Below are 25,317 nucleotides of genomic sequence, written 5' to 3'. Positions count from 1 at the left end.
GCACGAAAATAATGACGAGAGGGGAGTGAACCGAGATGCGCTTGAAGGACAAGGTTGCGATCGTCGTCGGGGCCGGGCAAAGCCCCGGCGAAGGCATGGGCAACGGCCGCGCGACGGCGCTCACCTTCGCGCGCGAGGGCGCCAAGGTCCTGTGTGTCGACCACCATCTGGAATCGGCGCAGGAGACGGTCACGATGATCGCCGCGAAAGGCGGCAACGCTGCGGCCTTCAAGGCGGACGTGACCAAAGCTGCGGACATCAAGGCGATGGTTGCGGATGGGCAATCGCGCTGGGGACGTATCGACGTGCTGCACAACAATGTCGGCGTCAGCCTCGCCGGGGGCGATGCAGAGCTGCTGCAATTGACCGAGGAGGCGTTCGATCGCGTCGTCGCCATCAATCTGAAGAGCTGCATTCTCGCGGCGAAGGAAGTGATCCCGATCATGCGCGCGCAGAGAAGCGGCGCCATCATCAACATCTCGTCGATGGCGGCGATCACCACCTATCCTTATGTCGCCTACAAGGCGACGAAGTCGGCGATGATCGCCTTCACCGAACAGCTCGCCTACCAGAACGCCGAATACGGCATCCGCGCCAACGTCATCCTGCCCGGCCTGATGAACACGCCGATGGCCGTCGACACCCGCGCCCGCGAATGGCACAAGACCCGCGCCGAAGTCGAAGCCGAACGCGACAGCAAGGTGCCGCTGCGCAGGAAGATGGGCACGGGCTGGGACGTCGCCAACGCCGCGCTGTTCCTGGCGAGCGATGAGGCGAATTTCATCACGGGAGTGACGCTGCCGGTGGATGGTGGGGCAAGCGTGCGACGGGGATAGGTCGAGGCAGAGTGCGATCGTGCGCTTCCTTCTCCCCTTGTGGGAGAAGGTGGCGCGAAGCGCCGGATGAGGGGTTCTCTCCAATCGCACAACCGTTCGTGAGGATGGAACCCCTCACCCGTCTCGCCGCTTCGCCATAGCTGATGCAAAGCATCGACGTTCTTAAGGACGGCGGCCATAGGCCGCCTATGCCACCCTTCCCACAAGGGGCACGGGTGCAGCGTCACCGCGGCGCGGCTCAGCGGGAATATGTCACCCGCCAGATCGTGCCGTTGCCATCTTCCGAGATCAGCAGCGATCCATCTTTGGCCACGGCGACGCCCACGGGGCGCCCCCACACTTCCGTGTCGTTCACGACGAACCCCGTCACGAAATCCTCGTACTCGCCGGTCGGCTTGCCGTCCTTCATGCGGATGCGGATCACCTTGTAGCCGGTGCGCTTCGACCTGTTCCAGGAGCCGTGCTCGGCGGCGAAGGCGTCGCCCTGGTATTCGGGCGGAAACTGCGCGCCCTGGTAGAAGGTCATGCCGAGCGAGGCCGAGTGCGGCTGGATCAGCACGTCAGGCACCGTCACCTTGTCCTTGAGGTCCGGCCTCGCGCCGGCATGGCGCGGGTCTTCATTGTTGCCGATATAGAACCACGGCCAGCCGTAGAACGCGCCCTCCTTCACGCTGGTGACGTAGTCGGGCACGAGATCGTCGCCGAGGCCGTCGCGCTCGTTGGTCGAGCACCAGGGCAGACCGGTCTGCGGCTGGATCGCGAGGCCGACGCAGTTGCGGATGCCGGTGGCATAGATCTTTCGCTCCTTGCCGTCAGGATTGAAGGCCAGCACCGCGGCGCGCTCGAGCTCGCTGGCCCATGTGGCGCCAAGCGGCTGCGACTTCGACCATGCCTCCATCCCTCCGGGCGGCGTGCCCATGCCTTCGGCGACGTTGCTGAGCGAACCCACCGACACCAGCATACGCTTGCCACCGGGCATGAAGACGATATCGCGGGTGGAATGGCCCCCATCCGGCAGGCTTGCGACAACCGTCTCCGCCTTGCCGCGCGCCTTGAGATCGCCGGCCTGGTAGGGAAAGCGGACGACGCTGTCGGCATTGGCGACATAGACCCATTGCGGATTGTCGCCATTCGGAAAGAAGGCAATGCCGAACGGCTGCCGCAGGCCGCTGGCGAAGATCTCGTTGGTCGCGACCTTGCCGCCCTCGCCCGCGCGCAACACGCGAATGGTGCCGGCGCGTGTTTCCGCGACGAACACATCGCCATTCGGTGCCACGCGGATGATGCGCGGCGCGCGGAGGCCTTCGGCGAACAGCTCGATCTTGAAGCCGGGCGGGACCTGCAGCTCGGCTTCCGGCGGACGCGGCACCACGCGCGACGAGCTCGCAACCGACCGCGTCGCGCCGGGCCTGACCAGATCCTGCGGCCGGATCAGCCTGACCGTGCCGGGCTTGTCGGCACGCCAATCGCCATAGGCGTCCTTGCCCTGCAGCACCGGCTCGGCCTGTGCGCCGGCCGCAACTGCGACCAGCAGCGCTGCGAGCATCGCCACGATCCTTATCCTGTCACTCAATTCGTCGTCCTCCGCCTTGCGCGTGTCGTGCGTCAACGCCGATCACCTGCAAAAGGTCTCTCGGCGAGTTTGGCGCCTGCCGAATCCCACGTCAGCTCATGCCCGCACGATGTGCATCAGCCGCAGCCCATCATAGTGGAAAACGCGGTTGAACAGTGCGACACATTGTGAGGGCGGCGATCGCCGGTTACGATCATGGAGGCTGCGGCATCCAGGTCGGGCCCGATGGGGAGATCATGTGGGGATCCGTCATATCGGAATGGGCGAGCCTGCTGCTGCGCTGGCTGCACGTGGTGGCCGCGATTGCCTGGATCGGCAGTTCCTTCTATTTCATCGCCCTCGACCTCAGCCTGAAACCGAAGGCCGACCTGCCTGACGGCGTGCAGGGCGAGGCCTGGCAGGTCCATGGCGGCGGCTTCTATCGGATCATGAAATACCTGGTCGCGCCCAGCCAGATGCCGGACGAGCTGACCTGGTTCAAATGGGAGGCCTACACCACCTGGCTGTCCGGCTTCGCGCTGATGGTGGTGGTGTATTATCTCGAGGCCGACCTGTTCCTGGTCGACAAATCGATCCTCGACCTCACGCCGTTCCAGGCCGGGCTGTTCAGCTTCTGCAGTCTCGCGCTGGCGTGGCTGCTCTATGAAGCCGCCTGCCGAACCGGGCTCGCCCAGCGCGAGCTGCCCTTCGCCATCGGAGGCTATCTGTTCCTGGTCGCGCTCACTTACGCCTTCACCCATGTGCTAAGCGGACGCGGCGCCTTCAACCAGATCGGCGCGATCATCGGCACCATCATGGTGGCCAACGTCTTCACGCTGATCATCCCGAACCAGAAGAAGATCGTGGCCAGCCTGATCGCCGGACAGGCGCCTGACCCCAAGCTCGGCAAGGCCAGCAAGGAACGCTCGGTCCACAACAATTACCTGACGCTTCCCGTCGTCGTGCTGATGATCAGCAACCATTATCCCCTGCTCTACGCCACGCGCTTCAACTGGATCATCGTCGCGATCGTCCTCGCGCTCGGGCCGGTGATCCGCCACTTCTTCAACGAGCGTCATGCCGGGCGCAAATCGCCCTGGTGGGTGTGGGCCGTGGCCGCGGCCGGCGTGATTGCGATCCTCCTCCTCTCCGCCGCCGGTCCGCGCGAGGCGAAGACGGCCGCATTGTCGGCCCCGGTCACGGCCGCCAATGTCGAGGAGATCGTGATGTCCCGCTGCAGCATGTGCCATGCAGCCGAGCCGGTCTGGGCCGGCATCGTCACCGCGCCGAAGGGCATTGTGCTCGACACGCCCGAGCACATCCATCGCAACATCCGCCTGATCGGGCGGGTCGCGGCCTGGTCGAATGCGATGCCGCCGGGCAACATCACGGAAATGACCGGCGAGGAGCGCGCCGTCCTCGCGGCTTACATCGAGCAGGCGCGCTGACGCGCGTCGCACGAGAGGCATCGCGCGGAATTCCGCATCTGTCGCCGAATTGAAAATGACTTGATCGCCCATCCGGCGTAGACATGGCCGGCAGCCGCCGGCGCGGCGCAAAGTCAGCATGCAATCGGGGATTAGAACAGTGGCCCTCAAGAACGTCATCGGTATCGACCACGCCGTCGTCATGGTGAAGGACCTCGACAAGGCCGCCGAGAACTACAGGCAACTCGGCTTCACGCTCTCGCCGCGCGGCACCCACAGCCCGCATATGGGCACCGGCAACTACACCATCATGTTCGACCCCGATTACATGGAGCTGCTCGGCGTGCTCGTGGCGACCGAGCACAATGCACCGGCCCGCGCCTTCGTCGAGCGGCATGGCGAAGGCATCGAGCGCATCGCTTTCACCGCGGTCGATAGCGCCGCCGGCGCCGAGGAGATCCGTGCACGGGGCCTGGAGCCGATCGGCCCGACCGATTTCGAACGCCCCGTGACGCTGCCAAACGGCACGGTCTCGGCGGCGAAATTCCGCACCTTCATGTGGCCGACGGCTGAAGCGCCGGGCGGCGTGCGCATCTTCGCCTGCCAGCACAAGACCCGCGAGACCGTGTGGATCCCCGAGCTGATGACCCACGCCAATGCGGCCAAGCGGATCAAGCAAACGCTGATCGCAACGCCGGAGCCCGCCAAGGAGGCCGCACATCTCGCCCGCCTGATCGACCGCGAGACGAGGACCGATTCGGACGGCGCGGTCATCGTGCCCTCCGGCGGCGATCGCGCCGACTTCGTCTATCTGACGCTGGACCAGCTCGCCAAGCGCTATCCCGGCGTGCCGCTGACGGGCCTCCCCGAACGCGGTGGCGCCGCGCTGGTCCTGGTCAGCGGCGATCTCGCGGCGACCGAGAAGGCGCTGGGGCCAGCCGCCGTGCGGAGCGGCGCTGCGATCTGCGTGCCGCCGGCCAAGGCCAACGGCACCCTGCTCGCCTTCATCGCCGGCTGATTTGAACCAATTCTTTAACGGGCGTTTACCCGGCGGCTGTAGGCTTCCCGGCCATCAAGCCACCGGGGCCAAACGCATGTTCAAAGAGGGATCGCCGATCGCCTATGACGCGCCGGCCGAGCTGAAGAAGTGGCCGTCGCTGAAGGGCGAGCGGCTGAAGGATCGGGGTCCGCCCTATCTCGTCTACAACGGCACGCTCGCCGAATGCGTTCGCGAGCTCATGGGCAAGCCGATCAAGGGCATCTCGCTCTACGACATCATGACGAGGCCGCAGGCCGCCTTCGACCAGACCGTGCTGTCGCCCGGCGACGCCGCGGAGATCGCGATGCGCAAGGATTTCCCGAAAGACTAGTTCGCTGCGCGCTTCGCAGCAGACGTAGCCTGCCGCCGCGAGGAGGATTCCGTCGGCGCATCGAGGAAGACGACCGGCGTGCCGCGCTTCACGCTCTCGCCGAGCGTACGCGCGTCCCAATTGGTCAGGCGAACGCAGCCGTGCGACGCCGACTTGCTGACCTTGTCGGGCTCGGCCGTGCCGTGGATGCCGTAGCCCTGCGCCGACAGGCCGATCCAGTATGCGCCCACCGGATTGTTCGGTCCCGGCTCGACCTCGAACGGTCTCTTGGACTTGACGCTCTTGAACTTGTACTCGGGATTGTAGCGGTAGGTCGGCAGTTCGTGACTGCTGGTGACCTTCAGCGTTCCCGTTGGCGTCGGGCGATCCGGACTGCCGACTGACGCCGGATAGAACGCCAGCAGAGCACCGCCCGCGTCGAACGCTTTCAATATCCCGTTCGTCTTGTCGACCTCGAGCCGGGCGATGCGCTGCAGCTCGCGCCGTGCCGGAACGTTGCTGACGACGATCGTCTCTCCCGCCTTGTCGAACGCCTTGCCCGGATTGAGCGCCCTGAGCAGATCCGCGCTCATGTGGAATTTCTCGGCAAGTCCTTCGAGAGGGCTGGTGTAGCTCAGCGCCTTCAGCGATTTCATGTCCTCGAGCTTGCGCGGCAACTCCTTCAGGAAAGGCCCTTTCACATCGGCATCGGTGATCTTGTAGTCGATGAGAACGGGCCCCTCGCTCGCTGCGGTCAGCTTGTCCCAGAGCTCCTGCGCCAGAACCTTGTCGGATGCGATGCCGTTCTGCTCCGCGAAGGCCTTGAGCGCCTTCTGCGCGTTCTCGCCGAACTTGCCGTCAATCTCGCCGGGCGAGAATTGCGCGCGATCGAGCAGCACCTGAAGCTTCACCACGGCTGCATTCAGCTTGTCAGTGGCAGGCGGCTTCGCAGGACGCGCAGCCGTGTTCACCGCAGCCGGATCGAGATTGCCTGCGATCGCCGGGCCGGCGAGCCACAGCGCAATCACAGCACCAAGCATCCGTCGCATCGTCATCGCGCATCCACTCGCAAACAGCCCGCAAAACCGCGGAAGGTTTCTGTTCGGGAACACCGTACTAACACCGAAGGAACCCGAGAGATCGCAGCTTTGCCGCAATCGGACGGTTAAGAACTTCTATCGCCGGCGCATCGCTGGCCGTTCATCCACACAGTTCGAGGTTGTCCCAGCAAATGCGATTTGTCGTCGCGGCTTGCGCCGCGTTTCTGCTTCTGATGTGCGATCTCGATCCGTCGGCATCCCGCCAAGCATCACGTTTCGACACCACTGTTCTCAAGAACAATCATGCCTCGTCACTTGTTCCGGTGGTCGAGCTCTTCGTCGCCAGCGTGCAGGCGATCGAGCTTGCCAACGCGCACGCGGCTTACGAGCAGGTGATCGAGCCACCGCGCGCGGTCGACCCAGTGGTGCAGGCGGAGCCATCGCCGACCGAACGGTTCTGTCACGCGCTGCGCCAGGCCGCCGAATCCAGCGGCATTCCGGTGCCGTTCTTCGCGCGCCTGATCTGGCAGGAGAGCCGCTTCAAGTCCGACGAGGTCAGCCATGCCGGCGCGCAGGGCGTCGCGCAGTTCATGCCCGGGACGGCCGCCGAGGTCGGGCTCGACGATCCCTTCGATCCGATGAAGGCGCTGCCGGCGTCGGCAAAATTCCTGCGCAAGCTGCGCGACGATTTCGGCAATCTCGGCCTTGCTGCCGCGGCCTACAATGCCGGTCCCGGCCGCATCCAGAAATGGCTCGGCAGGCAGGGCGAGCTGCCGCGCGAGACGCGCGACTATGTCCGGATCATCACCGGCACCAAGGCCGAAGACTGGACGGAACGGTCGGAGGCGCTCGCGATCCGCATCGACCTGCCGCGCGAAGCGCCATGCGAAGGCATCGGCAGTCTTTCGAAGGCCAAGGACGTCGCCTGGGTTCCGGTGAACCTGACGCCTTCGGTTGCGAACATCATTCGCAAGGCCGAGCAAGTCGCGGCGCGCGTGACGACGAAGGGCGCGCGCAAGCGGCTCGCCACCCTGCTGCGGAAGAATGCCGCAGGTCCCGGCAAGGCCCGCAGCATGATCGCGGCACGCGCGGCCGGAAAGAGCGCGAAGGCGCGCGCCGTTCGCATCGCATCGCGCGAACGGACGTCAGGCTAACGATCGGAGCCGCTCGCTTGCGCGGCCCCGATCTCAATCGACCTAGTCGATCTCCTCGATCACCCGCCGCTCGCGCGGTTCGATGACATAGGTCCGGGTGTCGCGGTGGATGTAGCGATATTCGCGCAAGCCCGGCGCATCGCGATAGACCGTGGTCGGGAATTCCTCGACCTCGACGGTCTCCGGGATCCGATCGCCGACGCGCATCTCCGTGCGTGCGGTGCTGCCGGTGGTCCGCGCCTCGCTGCGTCCTTCGGTGCGGGTCTTCGCATGCTTGCGGATCACCTCGCGATCGCGATCCGAGAACTTGCTGGCGCTGCGCTCGCGCGTGGTCGTCGTCGTTGTCGCCGTGGACTGGCCTGAATACGGCAGCACCGTCACGATCTTGTAGGTCGCCGGATCGACCACGACGATCTGATCTTTCACGAGCGTAAAGCTGTAGCCGCGATATTGCGGCACGATCTCGACGACGTCGGGCGGCAGCGTCGAGAGGTGCACGTCGCGCGGCACCACCGTGCCGACGTTCAGCGAGAAATTGACGTTGGTCAGCGGCCGCACGTTGAGGTGCGAGATCGACGCGCTGATCTTGGTCTCCTGCTGCTTGTTGAGGTTGACGTCGGTCTGGGCGGCCGCCTGGTTGCTCGCCGGCGCAGTCGGCGCCTGCTGGGCCTGGTTGGTTCCAGATGCGGCAGGTGCCTGCTGGGCCTGATTGCTGTTGGGCGGCGGCGGGTTGGACCGATCCTGCGCCTGGTTGGTGTTCGCGGGCGGCGGGTTGGCGCTCTGCTGCGTTGCCGGCTGGTTGCCGGCTGTATTGGAAGTTGCCGTGCCGCTCTGCGATGGCGCGGTCGTGTTGTTGGCGGTGCCGGAGCCGGACGATGGTGGATTGGTCTGCGTGGTCTGGGCCGCCGTTCCCGACGGCGGGGATTGCTGCGGTTGCGATGTGGTCTGCTGCTTGTCGGTCGCGCTCGACGGCGAGGTGGTGGATGGCGCGGTCGAATTCGACTGCGACTGCGGCGTCTGTTGAGACGGCGTGGTCGTGCCAGGCGATTGCGCAAACGCGGCGCTCGCCAGCACCACACCCAATGCGGTGGTTGCCAACAGGCGGGTCATGGTTCACTCCCTTTCATCAGAAACTGGGCTACCAACCTGCGTTAGAACGGGCGGTTCCAGTTTTTCCCGAGAGAAGGCCGCACGGAACCCGCCATGCCATCGAAGAGTGCCGGGATCATTGCCTACCGCAAGCGTGGGAACATCGAGGTGCTCCTCGTGCATCCCGGAGGGCCGTTCTGGCGCAACAAGGATCTCGGCGCATGGTCGATCCCGAAAGGCGAATACGCGGATGGAGACGACGCAGAGATCGCCGCACGACGGGAGTTCGCCGAGGAGCTGGGACAGGAGCTGTCCATGCCGCTGACCCCGCTAGGCCAGGTCAGGCAGCGCGGAGGCAAGCTCGTCACCGCCTTCGCGGCCGAGCTCGATCTCGACGTGCGCAGCATTCGCAGCAACAATTTCGAGATGGAATGGCCGCCGCGCAGCGGCAAGCGGCAGGCCTTTCCGGAAGTCGACAGCGCCGAGTGGTTCACGCTCGACGCGGCGCAGGACAAGATCAATGCAGGACAGCGTCCGCTGCTCGACCGGCTTACGCTGCTGATCGGCGAATAGCGCGTCGCTCCTATTCCGCCTTGATGTTCGCGGCCGCGACCACCTCGGCGAGCTCCCTGGTCTCCCTGGCGATCTTCGCGGCGTAATCGGCCGGGCTGAGCACGCTGACGACGCCCTGCGAGCCGAGCTTTTCCTCGATAGCGGGATCCTTGACGGCGGCGACGATCTCCCGGTGCAACGTCTCCAGGATCGGCGCCGGCGTTGCCTTCGGCATGAAGAAGCCGACCCAGAACGAGATGTCGAAGCCGGGATAGCCGGCTTCCGCGACGGTCGGCACGTCGGGCAGCGCCGGCAGCCGCCCGGCGGAGGACACCGCGAGCGCGCGCAGCTTGCCGGCCTTGACCAGCGGCACGGCGGAGAGCGGATCGAACACCGCCAGCACCTCCTGCGCGAGGATGCCGACCTCGGCGGCCGAGCCGCCGCGATAGGGCACGTGGATCAGCTTGATGCCGGCCTTCTGGCTGAGCAGCTCCATGGCGAGATGGGCGAGGTTGCCGTTCCCGCCGGAGCCATAGGCGAGCGCGCCGGGCGCGGCCTTCGCCGCAGCGACGAGATCGGCCACCGACTTGACGTTCGCCGTCTTGGGATTCTCGGGATTGACGACGAGGACGAGCGGCGCCGACACCACCGTGGTGAGCGGCGCAAAATCCTTCTCGGGGTCGTAGCGGATATCCCTGAACAGCGTCTTGTTCAGTGTGATCGTGGAGGAGTTGCAGGCGAGCATGGTGTAGCCGTCGGCATCAGCGCGCGCGACGCCTTCGGCGGCGATCATGCCGTTGGCGCCGGCGCGGTTCTCGACCACGAAGGGCTGGCCGAGCTTGTTGCCGAGCCGGTCGCCGATGATGCGCGCGACGACGTCGACCGGGCCGCCGGCGCTGAACCCGACCATGATCTTGACCGGCCGCGACGGATATTTCTGCGCAACGGCCTCTGTCGCCAGCGCCAAAGCGCATAGACCTGCGATGACTGCCAGTGCGCGAGCCGTTCGTTGCATTCGTTCTCTCCCAGACCTCTTGGCACCGCTTGTACATGCTTGTTGGTGCGGCGCCGTCAAAGATCATGATGAGCGGCCGTGCCGGATTTCGCAATCGCGTTTGGGCGCCGGCATTCCGCTGCACGGCACGTGCGTGCCGCTTCCGAAACAAAAGTGTGAAAACAACCCCATGCACAGTAGACGGCCCCTGTCAGAACAAGGACTTGCGGGCGGCGGACGAATTCTTTCGGATTATCGAAATAAATTCTGGCGCGTCGGGCAAAACAGTGGCATACTGGCATCATCGCAACAGTCGCGAGCGTCACGGTCTGCCAGACCGGCCCCGTGCCGACGCGCTTGCGCCTAACCCCTTCATCGACATTCCGAAACCCGCATTCGGGCGCAGCAGCGAACGGCCGTTCGCGCCTGCGCCGCCAATAGGACACATGCCCATGACGACAGCTCTCTCGCGTCCCATCCCCTCGCCGCTCGCGGCATCCGATCGCAGCGCCCCCGCCGTGACCCCGCGTGTCAAACTTTACAAGCGTCGCATCGCGATCCGCCATCCCGACCCGCACGCCGGCGAGCAGCTGCTGGCCGAGGCGCTCGGCGCCGCCGACCGTGACGCGATGCACGGCATCTTGCGGCAATTGGTCAAGGCCAGCGTGGTCGGCCAGAAGCCGGACGAGGCCAATCTCGCCTTCATGATCTCGACGATCAAGAGCATCGCGCCGAAGGATTCCGTCGAGGCCATGCTGGTGTCGCAGATGGTGTCGGTGCACATGGCGGCGATGCGCTGCGCCTGCCGTCTCGCCTGCACCGACGATCTCGCGCAGCAGGAGGGCATCGCCCGCGCCTTGACTCGGCTCTCCCGCACTTTCGCCGCCCAGGTCGAAGCGCTCAATCGCCACCGCACCAGCGACGAGCGCGCGATCACGGTGCAGAATTTGTCGGTGCAGGACGGCGGACGGGCGATCGTGGGCAACGTCACACAGCATGCGCATCTGATCGGTGCCGATCCGGACGCCGTTTCCCGCGCAACCGGCGAGGCCGAATGGGCCGACGCAAGGCGGGGCGCCGGCGCATGAGTGCCGGTCATGTCCGCAACACGCGCGCGATGATGGCAAGCCCGCGCTGCGGCGCCCGCACGCGCGGCGGCTTTGCCTGCTCGGCGCCCGCGGTCCGCGGCAAGCTCCGCTGCCGCATGCACGGCGGCGCGCCGAGATCGGGCGCTCCAAAGGGCAACCGGAATGCATATCGACATGGAATGTGCACGCCGGATGGTCGCGCCGAACGACACCAGATGAAAGCCTTGCTGGAGGACGCTTGGAAGCTTCTGAATGAGCTGAAGTAGATTGCGGCGCGACCTCCGGCGCCGGTCGTGGCAGGGGGGAATGGAAGCGCGTCATTTCCGGCGCGAGACCTCGCCTAGAAGACGAAGACTCTGATGGATCTAGGGCGTACTCATAAAGCGCAGACGTCTGCTGTTGGGAGCCCAAGCAGAAATATTCTGCTCAATCAGAGTATTGCCGGTTTTGACCCCGGAGCGGACATCGACCTGAGCGGGATGTCTACATCGAACGACAAACACTGCACCCTCGGCTAAATTATCATCCCTTACCGGCACTTCAGATCGTGATATTGAGACCACGGGCGCCGTGAGGCGGCCGTTGAAAGGAAAAGCTATGTATAGTCCCTCTCAACAACTCATTCACCTGGGCCTTGGCTTCATGGTCTCCCAAGCCTTGCGCGTTGCGACAGATCTCAACGTTGCGGATCGCTTGGTCGCCGGAGAGCGGAGCGTCGACGATCTGGCGGAGGAAACGCATTGTCACTGCGATGCGCTCTATAGGATTATGCGGCTTCTCGCCGCCGAGGGGGTCTTTAGCGAAACCTCGGCCCGCCGTTTCCAACTCACCGAATTGGGCGCAGCCTTGCTTTCCGACGCGCCCTCAAGTCCCCGCGACCTGATCCGAATGATGAACAGGGAGCCCTATCTCGCCTTCGCTCAGCTCACTCATTCAGTGCGAACGGGTTTGCCGACGTTCGAAACCGTATTTGGAAAGCCCAGGTTCGATTGGCTGGCGGACCATCCGGACGCGGCTTCGCTATTCCAGCAGGCGATGATCGCGCTTAGCCAAGGCGCCAATGAAGCTGTAGCAGAGGCGTGTGATTTTGGTGCGTTTTCCCAGATTGTCGATGTCGGCGGCGGCCATGGACAGCTGCTTTCGGAGATCCTAAAGAGGCACCCTCACCTTTCCGGCATACTGTTTGACCTACCGGCCGGGGTTGAGGCAGCGCGGGCTGATGCGGCAAGGTTCCCGCCACAGACCTCGTTCGTGGCCGGCAATTTCTTCAACGCCGTTCCAGCCGGTGCGGACGTCTATATCATGAAAAAGGTCATTCACGATTGGAATGACGAGCAAGCGGTACGCATCCTGCGCAATTGCCGAGAGGTAATGAAACCCCACGGACGAGTGTTGATTGCGGAGACTATTATTCCCCCAGGAAACGAACGAAATACGATCAAGCTAATCGATGCGAACATGCTTGTCGTTACGGGGGGCGTCGAGCGAACCGAGAGCGAATTTGCCGCTTTGCTTGCCGCCGCAGGTCTGCGGCTTGAGCGGGTCATTTCGACCGCCCGGGCGATCTCAGTTCTTGAGGCAAGCCGAGCCTGAAGTCTTTGAAAAAGCATCGGGTCAAACAGGCGCAACGAACCTTTAGACCGTCGAAACCTCTGCACGAGAACATTGCCGTTGCCACCGCATGTCATGGCGCTTCCTGGTGAGCAGGATACCACGTGTTCGCGTCATAACCTCCTGGCGCGCGTTCTGATTCACCTGGGACTGGATAAGCCGGTCAATCGAGCGGTTGGCGACGCCGGCCGGCCCTCAACGCCATGCTGCTTGCCGCCCGCCCCGTTGATCATGTAACCCACCCAAAACCCTTCTCGGGACGGGACGCTCATGACCAATGCCGCCAATGAGGCGGGCACCGCCACCCGCGCGCTGATCTTCGCGCTCGTGGCGCTCGCCTGCGGCCACATGCTGTCGACCTTGCTGCGCACCATTCCGGCGGTGAGCCTCGACCTGATGGCGGCGGATTTCCGCATCGAGCCGCAGGCGCTGGCGAGCCTCACCTCGGTCTATCATTTCGCCTTTGCGGCCTCGCAGATTCCGGTCGGCGCGGCGATGGACCGCTTCGGCGTGCGGCCGGTGTCGCTCGCCCTGCTGGCGGGAACCGTGTTCGGCGCGGTGGCGTCCGGCTTTGCGACCGGGCCTGAGAGCTTCGCCGTCGGGCAGCTGCTGCTGGGCGTTGCGACCTCGGGCATGCTGATGTGCCCGATGACGCTTGCAGCCAAGCAATTGTCGGCGGCGCGGTTCGGATTGTGGTCGGGCGCCATCCTGTCGATCGGCAATATCGGCATGCTGCTCTCGGCGAGCCCGCTCGCTTTCGTGATCGACGCTTACGGCTGGCGCGCCGGGTTCTGGATCTCCGCGATCGGCGGCGTCCTGGTCGCGCTCGCGGTCTTCGCGCTGGTGCCGCACCAGCCGGCCGAGCACAAGGACGAGTCCTCGCCGCTGTCGCAGATGATCGATGTGGTCAGGCTCGGCCTGTCGCGGCCGCTGCGCGGCGTGATCGCGCTGGCGATGGTGTCGCTGGCGAGCACGCTGGTGCTGCGCGGCCTCTGGGGCGGGCCCTGGCTGATGGAGATCAAGGGACTGACGCGGGTCGAGGCCGGCAACCAGCTCGGCGCGTTCACGCTGGCGATGATCGCAGGCCCGCTGCTGGTCGGCATGATCGACCGCAGGCTCGGCCGCCGCCGCGAGCTGGTTGCCGGCACGCACGCAGTCGCCGCGCTGCTGCTCGCGCTGATGGCGCTGGGAGCGCCGCACTTCGCCGTTGCATGGCTGTTCGGCGTGACCGTCATGCCGCCGTCCTACGATCTGGCATTGTTCGTGCTGATCGGGCTCTTCACCTCCGCCCAGCCGCTGCTGTTCGGCATGTCCAGGCAACTCGTCGATGCGCAGGTCGCCGGCAAGGCGCTTGCGGCCGTCAATCTCGCTTTCTTTCTCGGCACCGCGCTGATGCAATCCGTCACCGGCGCGGTGGCCGCGCTCGCAGGCCTGCCGGCTGTGCTGCTGTTCATGGCGGCGGCGCTGGCGCTCGGCGTCGTGATCTTTTTGACTTACACAAGCGCGAGTTCGTAGGATGGGTAGAGCGCAGCGAAACCCATCGTTCTCGCCGAGAAGTGATGGGTTTCGCTGCGCTCTACCCATCCTACGCGTTCGCGTACCGCCGCCATCCGCATCAAAGGGAATTCCAGTCCATGCCTGTCGACACCAAAGCCGCCACCGACCGTCTCATGCGCTTCCTCGCTGTCGAGGGCGTCACCGGACAGGAGGCGGCGATCGGGCGGGAGCTCATGGCCGCGCTGAAGGAGAGCGGCGTGCCGGCCAGGGCGATCCGGCTCGACGATGCCAACACGCGCATTCCGGTGCCGACCGAGACCGGCAACCTCATCGTCGACCTGCCCGGCCGCGGCGCGCTGCACAACCAGCCGCGCATCATGTTCATGACCCACATGGACACGGTGCCGCTATGCGCCGGCGCCAAGCCGAAGCTGTCCGGGCGCAAGATCGTCAACGACGCCAGGACCGCCCTCGGCGGCGACAATCGCTGCGGCTGCGGCGTGCTGGTGACGCTGGCCGCCGAGCTCGCCAAGCAGAAGCTCGATCATCCGCCGATCACGCTGCTGTTCTGCGTGCGCGAGGAGAGCGGGCTGTACGGCGCGCGGCACGTCAAGCTCGACGAGCTCGGCAAGCCGGTGATGGCGTTCAACTATGACGGCGGCTCGGCCTCCAACGTCGTGATCGGGGCGGTCGGCGCCGATCGCTGGACCGTCGAGATCTTCGGCCGCGCCTCGCATGCCGGCGTCGCCCCCGAGCGCGGCATCTCCTCGACCATGATCATGGCGCTGGCGCTTGCCGACGTGAAGGCCGGCGGCTGGTTCGGCAAGGTGGTGAAGGGCAAGAAGCAAGGCACCAGCAATGTCGGCCCGGTCACCGGCGGCGAAGGCCGCCCCGCGGGCGATGCCACCAACGTCGTCACCGACTACGTCAATGTGCGCGGCGAGAGCCGCAGCCATGACGGAAAATTCTTCAAGGAGATCACCAAGGCCTACAAGGCCGCGTTCGAGAAGGCGGCCAAGAAGGTCACCAACGCGCAAGGCAAGTCCGGCAAGGTCAAGTTCAAGGCCGAGACCGATTATTATCCGTTCCGTATGAAGGACAGCCAGCCGGTCATCAAGCGTGCGGTTGAAGCCGTGTCCGCGGTGGGCGGCACGCCCAACGTCCGCACCGCCAATGGCGGGCTCGACGCCAACTGGATGGTCCGCCACGGCATTCCGACCGTCACCTTCGGGGCCGGCCAGAACGAGGCGCACACGGTCGACGAGTGGATCAATCTCGACGAATACGACCGCGCCTGTGCGCTGGCGGTGCAACTGGCGACGATGCGGTGATTGATGCGGAGGGCAACGCTCAGCCATGCGGAAGAAAGCGGCGAAAGGTGTTGGCTCAATTCCCAGCGCCAGCGGCGGCATAGCGCGGCTCGCCTGCGACCGGCTGCGGAGGCAAGGCAGAGATCCGAGGCCCATTCTCGAAGGCGCGGGATTGACGATCCAGGATATCGCGGATCCAAAATATCGGCTTAGCGCCGGCGCCCAGATCAAGCTGTTGGAGCTCGCCGCGAGGGAGCTGCAGGACGATCATTTCGGCTTCGGACTTGCGCGAGACTTCGAGCTGGGAGAGATCGGCCTTCTCTACTACGTCATGGCTTCATCCGAGCGGCTCCGCGACGCCTTCGAAAACGCCGAGCGCTATTGCGCGATCAACAATGAAGGAGTTCGGCTGCGAGTTTCCGCCAGCCCCGCGCTGTCGATCAGACTCGAATACCTGAATCTTGACCGCCAATCCGATCGTCACCACGCGGAATTCTGGGTAGCCACCCTGGTGCGCATCGCGCGGGGGCTTACCGCCGGCAGAAGCTCAGCAAAGCAGATAAGATTGCGGCATCACAGACCACATGTTCCTGCCGCTGCCCGAGTGCAATTGGGATGCGCGATCGACTATTCCGCTGATTGCGACGAAGTCTTGTTTGCCGCGTCCGGCGCTGATCTGCCGATCGTCAGCGCGGATACCCATCTGAACAAAATACTGCTCGACTACGCCAATGACGCCTTGGGCCGGCGCAGCCTCCAGCGCGTCAGTCTCCGCTCGCGCGTCGAAGATCATCTCATCCAACTGCTTCCGGCCGGCAAAGCCAACGTGACCGAGGTTTCCCGCCGTGCAGGAATGAGCCGCAGGACGCTGGCGAGGATGCTGTCGGACGAGGGCGTAACGTTCTCGGCAGTCCTCGCTGAGTTGCGGCAGGCCCTTGCCCGGCGCTATCTACGAGATGAACGTCTGCCAATCTCGGAAGTTGCCTGGCTGTTGGGCTATCGGGAGCTCAGCTCGTTCACGCACGCGTTTGTCGGCTGGAGCGGCATGACACCGCGAGAATTCCGGAGGTCGAACACGTCCGGCTAACCGTTCAGTGGCGCGAAATCCCAAGCGATGGGCTCGAATCGACAAGAACTGCGCAGCTGGCCAGTCTAAAGCATCCGTCGCCATCAACAAGGCAGCGGCGGACTCCACCGTTTTCATGATCGACATTCTCGCCAAAGGGGCACCGCGCTGTACGCGTTGCGGCTCCGACAGTCTCCGACTGATCGCGCGCTATCGCGATCCGCGTACAGACCACGTCATCCGCTTGTTCAAATGCCAATGCGGCGGCATTGTTCGTGACGAGCAGCGGCCGACATGAACGCCCTGGACTTCTGGTTCGCAATCTCGCTGGCATGGATCGTGGTTCTGATCACCGCGCTTGTTTGGATTGCCCTGGCCGTTTGAGACAGCGACCGCTCGAGATGTTTCGATGAAGGATTTTTTCGCATGCCTGGAAAAGCTTCGCGCGGACGCCGCGGAAGCCGCGTTGATACGCGACCTTACCACGCAGAAGCACAAGAAGGAGATGTTCGAGCGGCTGCATCTGCATTTCAGCCGCCTCGCGGACGAGGTCGAGCAGGCGATCAAGCAAGCGAGAACGTCGTGAAACCTCCTAGGCCGGCGCAGTTCCCTCGCGGAAGCAACAACGACTGAAAGATCGAGCGGTTGCCTCTCGAGCGTGGTCGGCCTAGCCTGCAAGGAAAGCAGGGAGGCCACATGCCGCGCATCGCCAATATCGAGACCGGGCTCTACCGGATCCCCCTTCCCGTCGCGCTGTCGGACTCCACGCATGGCGACATGACGGCGTTCGAGCTGATCACCTGCCGCATCCGCGATGGCGACGGCGCCGAAGGCGTCGGCTACACCTATACGGTCGGGCGCAATGGCGGGGCTGTGGCCGACATTCTCAAGCGCGAGATCCCGCCGCTGGTCGAAGGGCGCGAGGCCGACGACACCGAGGCGGTCTGGCATCATGTCTGGTGGGGGCTGCATTATGGCGGCCGCGGCGGGCCCGCGGTGCTGGCGCTCTCGGCGCTCGACATCGCGCTGTGGGACCTCAAGGCGCGGCGCGCGAAATTGCCGCTGTATCGCCTGCTCGGCGGCTTCGATGCGCACGTGCCGTGCTATGCCGGCGGCATCGATCTCGATCTGTCGGTCGATGCACTGCTGAAGCAGACCGATGGCAATCTCGCCAAGGGTTTTCGCGCCATCAAGATGAAGGTCGGCCGGCCCGACCTCAAGTCCGACGTCGCGCGGGTCTCGGCGATGCGGCAGCATCTCGGCGACGGCTTTCCGCTGATGGCGGATGCCAACATGAAATGGTCGGTCGAGGAGGCGATCCGCGCCGCGCGTGCTTTCGTTCCTTTCGACCTCACCTGGCTGGAAGAGCCGATCATCCCCGACGACGTCGCCGGCCATGCGCGCATCATGCAGGCCGGCGGCGTGGCGATCGCGGCCGGCGAGAACCTGCGCTCGCTGTGGGAGTTCAAGAACTACATCGCATCGGGCGCCGTGTCCTATCCCGAGCCCGACGTGACTAATTGCGGCGGCGTCAGCGCGTTCATGAAGATCGCGCGGCTGGCGGAAGCGTTCAACCTGCCGGTCACCAGTCATGGCGCGCATGACATCACCGTGCACCTGCTCGCGGCGTGCCCGAACCGCTCCTATCTGGAGGCGCACGGATTCGGGCTCGACAAGTACATCGAGCATCCGCTGGTGCTGAAGGACGGGCTGGCGCTGGCGCCTGACAGGCCCGGTCATGGGATCGGGTTCGATTGGAAGGGGCTGGCGAAGCTGGCGGCTTAGGGCACCGTCATGCCCGGGCTTGTCCCGCCTGCGCGGCCGAAGCCGCTACGGCGCGGCGAAGGCCCGGGCATCCACGTTCTTTTCAACTGCGAAGCAAGACGTGGATGGCCGGGTCAAGCCCGGCCATGACGACTTGGCTGCACACGGGCCATTCGCTGGGCCCAGATGCGCAGTGCGAAAATTTCGGTATGGTGGCGGCTCGCAACCATTCAAAAGAAACTCGCCTTGTCCCCCGAACTGCACCAGAAACTGACCGCGTGGCGCCGGCATCTGCATGCGCATCCCGAACTGTCGCTCCAGGAGAAAGCCACCGCCGCCTTCGTGCAGGACAAGCTCACCGAGCTCGGCATTCCCTTCGAGGCCGGCATCGGCGGACACGGCATCGTCGCGACCTTGACACGCGGCCACGCGCAAAGGCGGGTCGGCCTGCGCGCCGACATGGACGCGCTGCCGATCACCGAGGACACCGGCCTGCCCTATGCTTCCAAGACATCGGGCGTGATGCATGCGTGCGGCCATGACGGCCATACCGCTGCTCTGCTGGGCGCGGCAGTGCTGCTCGCCGCCGATACCGATTGGAGCGGCACGGTCGATTTCATCTTCCAGCCGGCCGAGGAAGGCTTTGGCGGCTCGCGCGCGATGGTCGCGGCCGGGCTGTTCGACCGTTTTCCGATGGAGCGGATCTTCGGCTTCCACAACTGGCCCGGCCTTGCCGCCCGCACCATCGCCGTGCACGACGGCGTCGTCATGGCATCCGGCGGGCGCATCACCATCACGATCGACGGCCACGCCGGGCACGCCGGCATGCCGCATCTGACGCGCGATCCCGTGGTGGCGGCCGGGCATCTGATCGTCGCGCTGCAATCGGTCACCTCGCGCGCCGTCGATCCGCTCGACACCGCCGTGCTGTCGCTGTGCACGATCGAAGGCGGCACCGCGCCGAACCAGATCGCCGGACGCGTCACCATCCGCGGCACGCTGCGCTACCACCGCGAGGCGGTCAAGGACGTCATCCTCGACGGCATCGAGCGCAGCTGCGCCGGGATCGCGACCAGCTTCGGCGTCAAGGTCACGCCGGAGATCGTCTGGGGTGTCGGCGTCGTGGTCAACACGCCTGACGAGGCCGACCTCGCCCGCATCGCCGCGGAGAAGGTGCAGGCCGAGGTGCGGCGCGATCTCGCGCCCAGCATGGCCGGCGAGGATTTCGCCCATTACCTGCAGCAGCGGCCCGGCGCCTTCGTCTGGATCGGCAATGGCGAGTTGCGCGACGGCGCCGAGCTGCACGGCCCGCGCTACGATTTCAACGACGCGATCCTGCCCGTGGCATCAAGCTGGATGGCGGAAGTGGCCAAGGCGGCGCTGGCGTCGAACTAGCTCAGGAGATCTCGCGCGGCAGCTTCCAATCCGGCCGTGGAGCGAATGTCTCGTCCACGCGCTCGACGTGATAGCCGGCCGGCAGAATGTGGCCGCCCTCCTCGTCGGCGACCGGGACATCGGTCACGAGGCCCTCGATCAAGGCGGCTTCCCACACCTCTTTCTCGGTCGGAAAGGGATTGCCGATCTGCTTGTTGCCTTCGAACAGCGCGTACATCGGTTCCGGTCCTCGCGTTGATGCTCACGAGAAACGTATCGGCCGCACGGACGTTCCCTCCGGCAAATGGCAACGGATGGTACGTGAGACATGGCGCGCGTTCTGATCGGAACTTCGGGTTGGCACTACGCTTCCTGGCGCGGCCCGTTCTTCCCCGAGGGCGTGACGCTGAAGCAGCAGCTCAGCTACTACGCCGGACAGTTCGACACCACGGAGCTGAACGGGGTGTTCTACCGCACGCCGACGCCGGAAGCGGTGACGGGATGGCGCGAGCAGACCGGGCGCGATTTCGTGTTCGCCTGGAAGGCGTCGAAATTCATCACGCACTGGAAGCGCCTGTCGGACCGCTCCGTCAACAGCCTCGAGCTGCTGGAGGACCGCATCTCCAGGCTCGGCGGCAAGGCCGGCCCGATCCTGTTCCAGCTGCCCCCGCAATTCGAGGCCAATGCGGACCGGCTCGCCTCGTTCTTCAAGCTGCTGTCGCGGAAGCGGCGCTACAGTTTCGAATTCCGCCATCCGAGCTGGTATCAGCCGCGCATCCTGCGGATGCTGGCGGACGAGAACATCTCGCTGTGCCTGTCCGACCATCACGATGCACCTAGCCCGTGGAAGCGCACGGCGGATTTCGTCTATGTGCGCGGACACGGGCCAAGCGGCCGCTATCACGGGCACTATACCAAGGCCACGCTGGCGCAATGGGCGGGGCGCATCAAGTCGTGGAAGCGGCAGGGCTGCGACGTCTACGTCTATTTCGACAACGATCAGAAGAGCGCCGCACCCGCCGACGCCCAGGCTTTGAAGCAAATGCTGTGACGCCTGAAGCGCGATGAAATGAGGCTTGATCGCGCAACGATGGAGGTGCGCTCCCTCTCCCGCTTGCGGGAGAGGGTTGGGGAGAGGGTGCTTCCGCAATGGGACAATCCCCAAGAGGAGAAAGCCCTCACCCGCGCCTGCGGCGCGACCTCTCCCGCAAGCGGGAGAGGTTGCACCGAGCCCGTGGCAATCGATTCCACTAAAGCCATTCCGCTAGATGACGCCGCCCTGCCGAAGCGCCGCGATCTCGGCTTCGTCATAGCCGAGGTCGGCGAGGACGCGGTCGGTATGCTCGCCGAGCGTCGGCGGACGGTGCGCGATCTCGCCCGGCGTTTCCGACAGGCGCACCGCGGCGCGGGCAACCGGGGCCTGTTTCGGCAGGCCGGGATAGTCGACGTCCTGCATGAAGCCGGCGGCGCGGATGTGCGGATGATCCAGCGCCTGCTGCGGCGAGAGCACGGGGCCGGTCGGGATCATCGCCTGGCCCAGCGTGTCGACGGCCTCCTGCGTGGTGCGCTCGGCGCACCAGCGCGCCATCCGCTCGCTGATGATGGGTCCGTTGTTGCCGCGGCTGATGTCGTCGGCAAAGCGCGGATCGTTCAGCCACACCTCCTCCTCGCCCATCAGCCGCGCCCAGCGCTTGAACAGCGGGTGTCCGGTGACCTGACACAACACCCAGCCATCCTTGGTGCGGTAGATGTCGGCGGGCGCCGCGGTCTGGCCGAGATTGCCCGTCGGCACGCGGTTGACGGCGATGACGGCCTGCTCGATCAGTGTGGCATTGGTGAAGGACAGAGCGGTTGCGAGCAGCGCGCCCTCGACGATCTGGCCGCGCCCGGATTTGCCGCGCTCGATCAGCGCGGCGAGCGTGCCGAACGCGCAGTGCAGCGCGGTGCCGAAATCGACCCAGTTCACCGCGGCGCGGTACGGCGGATCGCCGCTGCCCGTCATGTACACCGAGCCCGACATCACCTGGCCGACGCCGTCGAAGCCGACGCGGTCGGACCAGGGGCCCGGCCCGCCGAATGCGGTCGCCGTGGTCAGAATGATGTCGGGCTTGATCGCCTTCAGCGAATCATAGTCGAGCTTCATCGCGCGCAGGGTCTGCGGCGGCAGATTGGCGACCACGACGTCCGCGGTCGCGATCAGGCGGCGCATCACCTCCTGGCCTTCCGCCTTCATCGGATCGAGCGTGATGCCCTTCTTGTTGCGATTGATCTGGAGGAACAGCGCGCCCTCGCCGCCTTCACCCACCGGTGCCACGAACCGATCCTCGCTGCCGTCGCGCCTCTCGACGCGGATGACCTCGGCCCCGAACTCGGCCAGCAAGGTCGCGCAATAGGGCCCGGCGATATAGCGCCCGAAATCGAGCACGCGCACGCCCTGCAAGACTCCTCCCATGGGGTTCCTTCCTTTGATGTTTCGTCCAAATTACAGCGGCCGGCCGGCTCCGCAAGGCACGAGATCCATGCTGGACCCAAGAATGTGAGCCGCGGACATTTCGACGAACGGAATGGGACGGGACACCCGCAGCGGCAGGGGCAATGGAGGCAACACCTCTTCTCCGCGAGTGACGCTCCGGCCTCTGCGACCAAACGTCGGAGCCGCAGCACGAGACTTGAAGTCGTCGCGGCCAATCCTAAGTTCGAATGCTGCCGGGCCCCGTGTCCGGCGAAACCAAACTCATGAAAAGGATCGAGAGGCCCGTTTGCGCGGGCAGATGTTCGAGGGAAGTCACATGAGAAAGCTTGCTCTTGCAATCGCCGCGGCAGCAACGCTCCTCATCGGAACGATTGCGCCGGCTTCGGCCCACTGGCGGGGCCATCATCACCATCATTGGGGTGGTCCAGGCATCGGTCCGGCCATCGCGCTCGGCATGTTCACCGGAGCGCTGGCCGCCGCGGCTGCACCGCCGGTCTATTATGCGCCGGTCTATGGTCCGCCGGGATATTACTACGGTCCCCGCTATTATCGGACCGTCCGGTATTATCCGGCGGCATATCCTTACTGGTATCCCTGGTGAGCTGATGCGAAGGCCCGGCCCCCAGCCGGGCCTTTTAGCTGCGTGCGACCCGATGCGCGCGACACAATCGGACCTGGATTCGCATGAACAAGAATACCCGTTTCAATCTCGGATACGCCATCGCGGCGATCTTCGCGGTCTTCCTGATTCAGTATCTGATCTCGGCGGCGAACCAGATCGCCGTGATCCCCTACAGCGAATATCAGCAATTGCTCCGCCAGGGCAAAGTCGAGACGGTCGGCATCTCCGACCGCACCTTGCAGGGCACGCTGAAGGAAGCGCTGCCCGGCGGCCAGAAGCAGTTCGTCACCACGCGCGTCGACCAGGACGTCGCCCAGGAGCTCGAGAAGCACAACGTCCGCTTCACGGGGCAGATCGAGAGCACGTTCCTGCGCGACCTCTTGTCATGGGTCATGCCGGTGCTGCTGTTCTTCGGCCTGTGGTGGTACATCGGCCAGCGCATGGCCCAAGGCGGCGGGATCGGTGGCGGGCTGATGGCCATCGGCAAGAGCAAGGCCAAGGTCTACGTCGAATCCAACACCGGCGTCACGTTTGCCGACGTCGCCGGCGTGGACGAGGCCAAGGACGAGCTCCGCGAGATCGTCGATTTCCTGAAGAACCCGACCGATTATGGTCGGCTCGGCGGCCGGATGCCGAAGGGCGTTCTGCTGGTGGGGCCGCCCGGCACGGGCAAGACCTTGCTCGCCAAGGCCGTGGCCGGCGAGGCCAGAGTGCCGTTCTTCTCGATCTCCGGCTCGGAGTTCGTCGAGATGTTCGTTGGCGTCGGCGCCGCGCGCGTGCGGGATCTGTTCCAGCAGGCGCACGACAAGGCGCCGGCCATCATCTTCATCGACGAGCTCGATGCGCTGGGCCGCGCCCGCGGCATCGGCCCCTTCGCCGGCGGCCATGACGAGAAGGAGCAGACGCTCAACCAGCTGCTGGTCGAGCTCGACGGCTTCGATTCGCGCTCGGGGCTCGTCATCCTCGCCGCCACCAACCGGCCCGAGATCCTCGATCCCGCCCTGCTCCGCGCCGGCCGCTTCGACCGCCAGGTGCTGGTCGACCGCCCCGACAAGAAGGGCCGCATCGAGATCCTCAACGTGCACATGAAGAAGGTGCGCCTCGCCGAGAACGTCGACGCAGACGCCGTCGCCGCGCTGACCCCGGGCTTCACCGGCGCGGATCTCGCCAACCTCGTCAACGAAGCCGCGCTGCTGGCGACGCGGCGCGCGGGCGAAGCGGTGACCATGAGCGATTTCAACAATGCGGTGGAGCGCATGGTCGCAGGCCTGGAGAAGCGCAACCGCCTGCTCAATCCCAGGGAACGCGAGATCGTCGCCTATCACGAGATGGGGCACGCCCTCGTCGCGCTGTCGCTGCCGGGGAGCGATCCCGTGCACAAGGTCTCGATCATCCCGCGCGGCGTCGGCGCGCTCGGCTACACCATCCAGCGGCCGATCGAGGATCGCTTCCTGATGACCAAGGAGGAGCTGGAGAACAAGATGGCGGTGCTGCTCGGCGGCCGCGCCGCGGAGCTGATCGTGTTCGGGCACTTGTCGACGGGTGCGGCGGACGATTTGCGCCGCGTCACCGACATCGCCCGCAGCATGGTGACGCGTTACGGCATGTCCGAGCGGCTGGGCAGTGTCGCCTATGAACGCGACCCCGGCAACTTCCTGGCCGGCCCGGATCGCGCCTATCCGACGCGCGAGCGCGACTATGCCGAAGAGACCGCGGCCGCGGTCGACCACGAGGTGAAGACCATCGTCGACCAGGTCTTCCAGCGCACCCAGGGCATCCTGACCACGCGGCGGCCGATCCTGGACCGCGCCGCAAAGAAGCTGCTCGAGAAGGAGACGCTGGAGCAGAGCGACATCGATGCGCTGATCCGGGAGATGCCCAAGGAAGGTCTGCGGGCGATCTAGGGCCCCCTCACGCAGCGCGCTTGCGCCTAATCTCGGCGGGAAACTCGATCATCCGCCTGTCCGGCGGCGAACCATTCGAGATCAGCGGCGCGGGCGCGCCTTCGCGCTTCGGCGCCTCGATCCCGATGCCGGGATCGGTGCTTCTGGCGTGCCATTCGATCAGGAGATGGCCGGCCACCAACATCAAGCCGGCGCAGAACAGCGCAAGAGCCGCGCTCACGAGATCACGATAGTCATCCATCCCACGAACCAAACATGCGTGCAGGCTCATCGGCGCCTGCGCGGACCAGATTGGAATGAAGGCTCCGCGTTTCAAGAGCCCGTCGAGCGCGGAGAGGGAGACGGCATTCGCCATTGCCGATTTCATTCACGTCACGCTGGAACATTCCGGCCATTTCAAAATTCTAGTGGCGCCCACCGGCCTGAGACGTCTGGGTGCCATGATCGGGCTCAGCGGATCAGGTTCGCGGTGGTCCAACCATCTTGCTCTAACGAGGATTTGGCCATGAAACGTGACTGCGCTCGGACCGCGCCGCTCTCGGCGCTTCACTCAGATTATCGCTTGGATCGGCAAGGCGCCCCTGATCGGGGCGAACGGTGCTCGTGAGGGAGGGC

25 protein-coding genes are annotated in these 25,317 nt (G+C 65.2%); 18 read left to right on the top strand and 7 right to left on the bottom strand.

All coding sequences use genetic code 11. From position 1 onward, the window contains the following. Positions 1-35: 35 nt before the first annotated feature. Positions 36-836 (top strand): SDR family NAD(P)-dependent oxidoreductase, encoded by an 801-nt coding sequence (locus AC24YW_RS26635; protein WP_487485509.1) that lies wholly within the window; start codon positions 36-38, stop codon positions 834-836. Between the two features lie 238 nt (positions 837-1,074). On the opposite strand, the gene AC24YW_RS26630 is transcribed toward AC24YW_RS26635, so the two are convergent. Further along, complete coding sequence (locus AC24YW_RS26630; RefSeq protein ID WP_487485685.1) at positions 1,075-2,382, bottom strand: PQQ-dependent sugar dehydrogenase; 1,308 nt, start codon at positions 2,380-2,382, stop codon at positions 1,075-1,077. Positions 2,383-2,645: 263 nt separating this feature from the next. Between AC24YW_RS26630 and AC24YW_RS26625 the strand changes: the two genes are divergently transcribed. From AC24YW_RS26625 to AC24YW_RS26615, 3 genes are all read left to right on the top strand, one after another. Next, positions 2,646-3,836 carry a urate hydroxylase PuuD gene (locus AC24YW_RS26625; protein WP_487485508.1) on the top strand — a complete coding sequence of 397 codons (1,191 nt, stop codon included), beginning with the start codon at positions 2,646-2,648 and terminating at the stop codon, positions 3,834-3,836. 139 nt (positions 3,837-3,975) lie between these two features. Then, a complete protein-coding gene (locus AC24YW_RS26620) occupies positions 3,976-4,833 on the top strand; it encodes a VOC family protein (RefSeq protein ID WP_487485507.1) in 858 nt (285 codons plus the stop codon). Between the two features lie 76 nt (positions 4,834-4,909). Beyond that, positions 4,910-5,185: a hypothetical protein gene (locus AC24YW_RS26615; RefSeq protein WP_487485506.1), complete on the top strand. Its 276-nt coding sequence runs from the start codon at positions 4,910-4,912 to the stop codon at positions 5,183-5,185. Here AC24YW_RS26615 and AC24YW_RS26610 read toward each other — a convergent pair. After that, entirely contained in the window at positions 5,182-6,213 is a 1,032-nt protein-coding gene (locus tag AC24YW_RS26610) for a L,D-transpeptidase family protein (protein ID WP_487485684.1), read from the bottom strand. The two genes, AC24YW_RS26615 and AC24YW_RS26610, sit on opposite strands and share 4 nt — an antisense overlap. 182 nt (positions 6,214-6,395) lie before the next feature. Between AC24YW_RS26610 and AC24YW_RS26605 the strand changes: the two genes are divergently transcribed. Then, positions 6,396-7,358 carry a lytic transglycosylase domain-containing protein gene (locus AC24YW_RS26605; RefSeq protein WP_487485505.1) on the top strand — a complete coding sequence of 321 codons (963 nt, stop codon included), beginning with the start codon at positions 6,396-6,398 and terminating at the stop codon, positions 7,356-7,358. Between the two features lie 42 nt (positions 7,359-7,400). Here AC24YW_RS26605 and AC24YW_RS26600 read toward each other — a convergent pair whose 3' ends face one another. Further along, positions 7,401-8,468 (bottom strand): DUF1236 domain-containing protein, encoded by a 1,068-nt coding sequence (locus tag AC24YW_RS26600; RefSeq protein ID WP_487485504.1) that lies wholly within the window; start codon positions 8,466-8,468, stop codon positions 7,401-7,403. Positions 8,469-8,561: 93 nt separating this feature from the next. On the opposite strand from AC24YW_RS26600, the gene AC24YW_RS26595 reads away from it, so the two are divergent. Further along, a complete protein-coding gene (locus AC24YW_RS26595; RefSeq protein ID WP_487485503.1) occupies positions 8,562-9,020 on the top strand; it encodes an NUDIX hydrolase in 459 nt (152 codons plus the stop codon). A gap of 10 nt (positions 9,021-9,030) precedes the next feature. On the opposite strand, the gene AC24YW_RS26590 is transcribed toward AC24YW_RS26595, so the two are convergent. Beyond that, on the bottom strand, positions 9,031-10,014 hold the full coding sequence (locus AC24YW_RS26590) for a Bug family tripartite tricarboxylate transporter substrate binding protein (protein ID WP_487485502.1): 984 nt from the start codon (positions 10,012-10,014) through the stop codon (positions 9,031-9,033). A 431-nt stretch (positions 10,015-10,445) separates the two neighbouring features. On the opposite strand from AC24YW_RS26590, the gene AC24YW_RS26585 reads away from it, so the two are divergent. The 9 genes from AC24YW_RS26585 (at position 10,446) to AC24YW_RS26545 (ending at position 19,724) form a co-directional block, all read left to right on the top strand. After that, positions 10,446-11,081 (top strand): hypothetical protein, encoded by a 636-nt coding sequence (locus AC24YW_RS26585; protein ID WP_487485501.1) that lies wholly within the window; start codon positions 10,446-10,448, stop codon positions 11,079-11,081. Further along, positions 11,048-11,347, top strand: coding sequence for an HGGxSTG domain-containing protein (locus AC24YW_RS26580; protein WP_487485500.1), 300 nt, complete (start codon positions 11,048-11,050; stop codon positions 11,345-11,347). Before AC24YW_RS26585 ends, AC24YW_RS26580 begins: the two co-directional genes overlap by 34 nt. Before the next feature lie 331 nt (positions 11,348-11,678). Further along, the gene (locus AC24YW_RS26575) at positions 11,679-12,674 is read left to right on the top strand and encodes a methyltransferase (protein WP_487485499.1); all 996 of its coding nucleotides are present in this window, start codon (positions 11,679-11,681) and stop codon (positions 12,672-12,674) included. 288 nt (positions 12,675-12,962) lie between these two features. Continuing rightward, a complete protein-coding gene (locus AC24YW_RS26570; RefSeq protein WP_487485498.1) occupies positions 12,963-14,207 on the top strand; it encodes an MFS transporter in 1,245 nt (414 codons plus the stop codon). Positions 14,208-14,326: 119 nt separating this feature from the next. Further along, complete coding sequence (locus tag AC24YW_RS26565; protein WP_487485497.1) at positions 14,327-15,520, top strand: M20/M25/M40 family metallo-hydrolase; 1,194 nt, start codon at positions 14,327-14,329, stop codon at positions 15,518-15,520. A 25-nt stretch (positions 15,521-15,545) separates the two neighbouring features. Then, a complete protein-coding gene (locus AC24YW_RS26560) occupies positions 15,546-16,586 on the top strand; it encodes an AraC family transcriptional regulator (RefSeq protein WP_487485496.1) in 1,041 nt (346 codons plus the stop codon). Between the two features lie 388 nt (positions 16,587-16,974). Beyond that, positions 16,975-17,151 carry a hypothetical protein gene (locus AC24YW_RS26555; RefSeq protein ID WP_487485495.1) on the top strand — a complete coding sequence of 59 codons (177 nt, stop codon included), beginning with the start codon at positions 16,975-16,977 and terminating at the stop codon, positions 17,149-17,151. 110 nt (positions 17,152-17,261) lie between these two features. After that, positions 17,262-18,350, top strand: coding sequence for a mandelate racemase/muconate lactonizing enzyme family protein (locus AC24YW_RS26550; RefSeq protein ID WP_487485494.1), 1,089 nt, complete (start codon positions 17,262-17,264; stop codon positions 18,348-18,350). Between the two features lie 225 nt (positions 18,351-18,575). Then, a complete protein-coding gene (locus tag AC24YW_RS26545; protein ID WP_487485493.1) occupies positions 18,576-19,724 on the top strand; it encodes an amidohydrolase in 1,149 nt (382 codons plus the stop codon). A gap of 1 nt (position 19,725) precedes the next feature. On the opposite strand, the gene AC24YW_RS26540 is transcribed toward AC24YW_RS26545, so the two are convergent. Next, the gene (locus tag AC24YW_RS26540) at positions 19,726-19,941 is read right to left on the bottom strand and encodes a hypothetical protein (protein WP_109144595.1); all 216 of its coding nucleotides are present in this window, start codon (positions 19,939-19,941) and stop codon (positions 19,726-19,728) included. Positions 19,942-20,031: 90 nt separating this feature from the next. On the opposite strand from AC24YW_RS26540, the gene AC24YW_RS26535 reads away from it, so the two are divergent. Then, positions 20,032-20,754, top strand: coding sequence for a DUF72 domain-containing protein (locus AC24YW_RS26535; RefSeq protein ID WP_487485492.1), 723 nt, complete (start codon positions 20,032-20,034; stop codon positions 20,752-20,754). Positions 20,755-20,967: 213 nt separating this feature from the next. On the opposite strand, the gene AC24YW_RS26530 is transcribed toward AC24YW_RS26535, so the two are convergent. Then, positions 20,968-22,155 carry a CaiB/BaiF CoA transferase family protein gene (locus tag AC24YW_RS26530; RefSeq protein WP_487485491.1) on the bottom strand — a complete coding sequence of 396 codons (1,188 nt, stop codon included), beginning with the start codon at positions 22,153-22,155 and terminating at the stop codon, positions 20,968-20,970. 337 nt (positions 22,156-22,492) lie between these two features. Between AC24YW_RS26530 and AC24YW_RS26525 the strand changes: the two genes are divergently transcribed. Continuing rightward, the gene (locus tag AC24YW_RS26525; RefSeq protein WP_487485490.1) at positions 22,493-22,777 is read left to right on the top strand and encodes a hypothetical protein; all 285 of its coding nucleotides are present in this window, start codon (positions 22,493-22,495) and stop codon (positions 22,775-22,777) included. Positions 22,778-22,860: 83 nt separating this feature from the next. Then, entirely contained in the window at positions 22,861-24,702 is a 1,842-nt protein-coding gene (ftsH, locus tag AC24YW_RS26520) for an ATP-dependent zinc metalloprotease FtsH (RefSeq protein WP_487485489.1), read from the top strand. A 7-nt stretch (positions 24,703-24,709) separates the two neighbouring features. On the opposite strand, the gene AC24YW_RS26515 is transcribed toward ftsH, so the two are convergent. Continuing rightward, on the bottom strand, positions 24,710-24,943 hold the full coding sequence (locus AC24YW_RS26515) for a hypothetical protein (RefSeq protein WP_225183240.1): 234 nt from the start codon (positions 24,941-24,943) through the stop codon (positions 24,710-24,712). Positions 24,944-25,317 lie beyond the last annotated feature (374 nt).

This window comes from Bradyrhizobium sp. USDA3516 (assembly GCF_057651995.1).
This window is presented reverse-complemented; position numbering and strand designations above follow the sequence as displayed.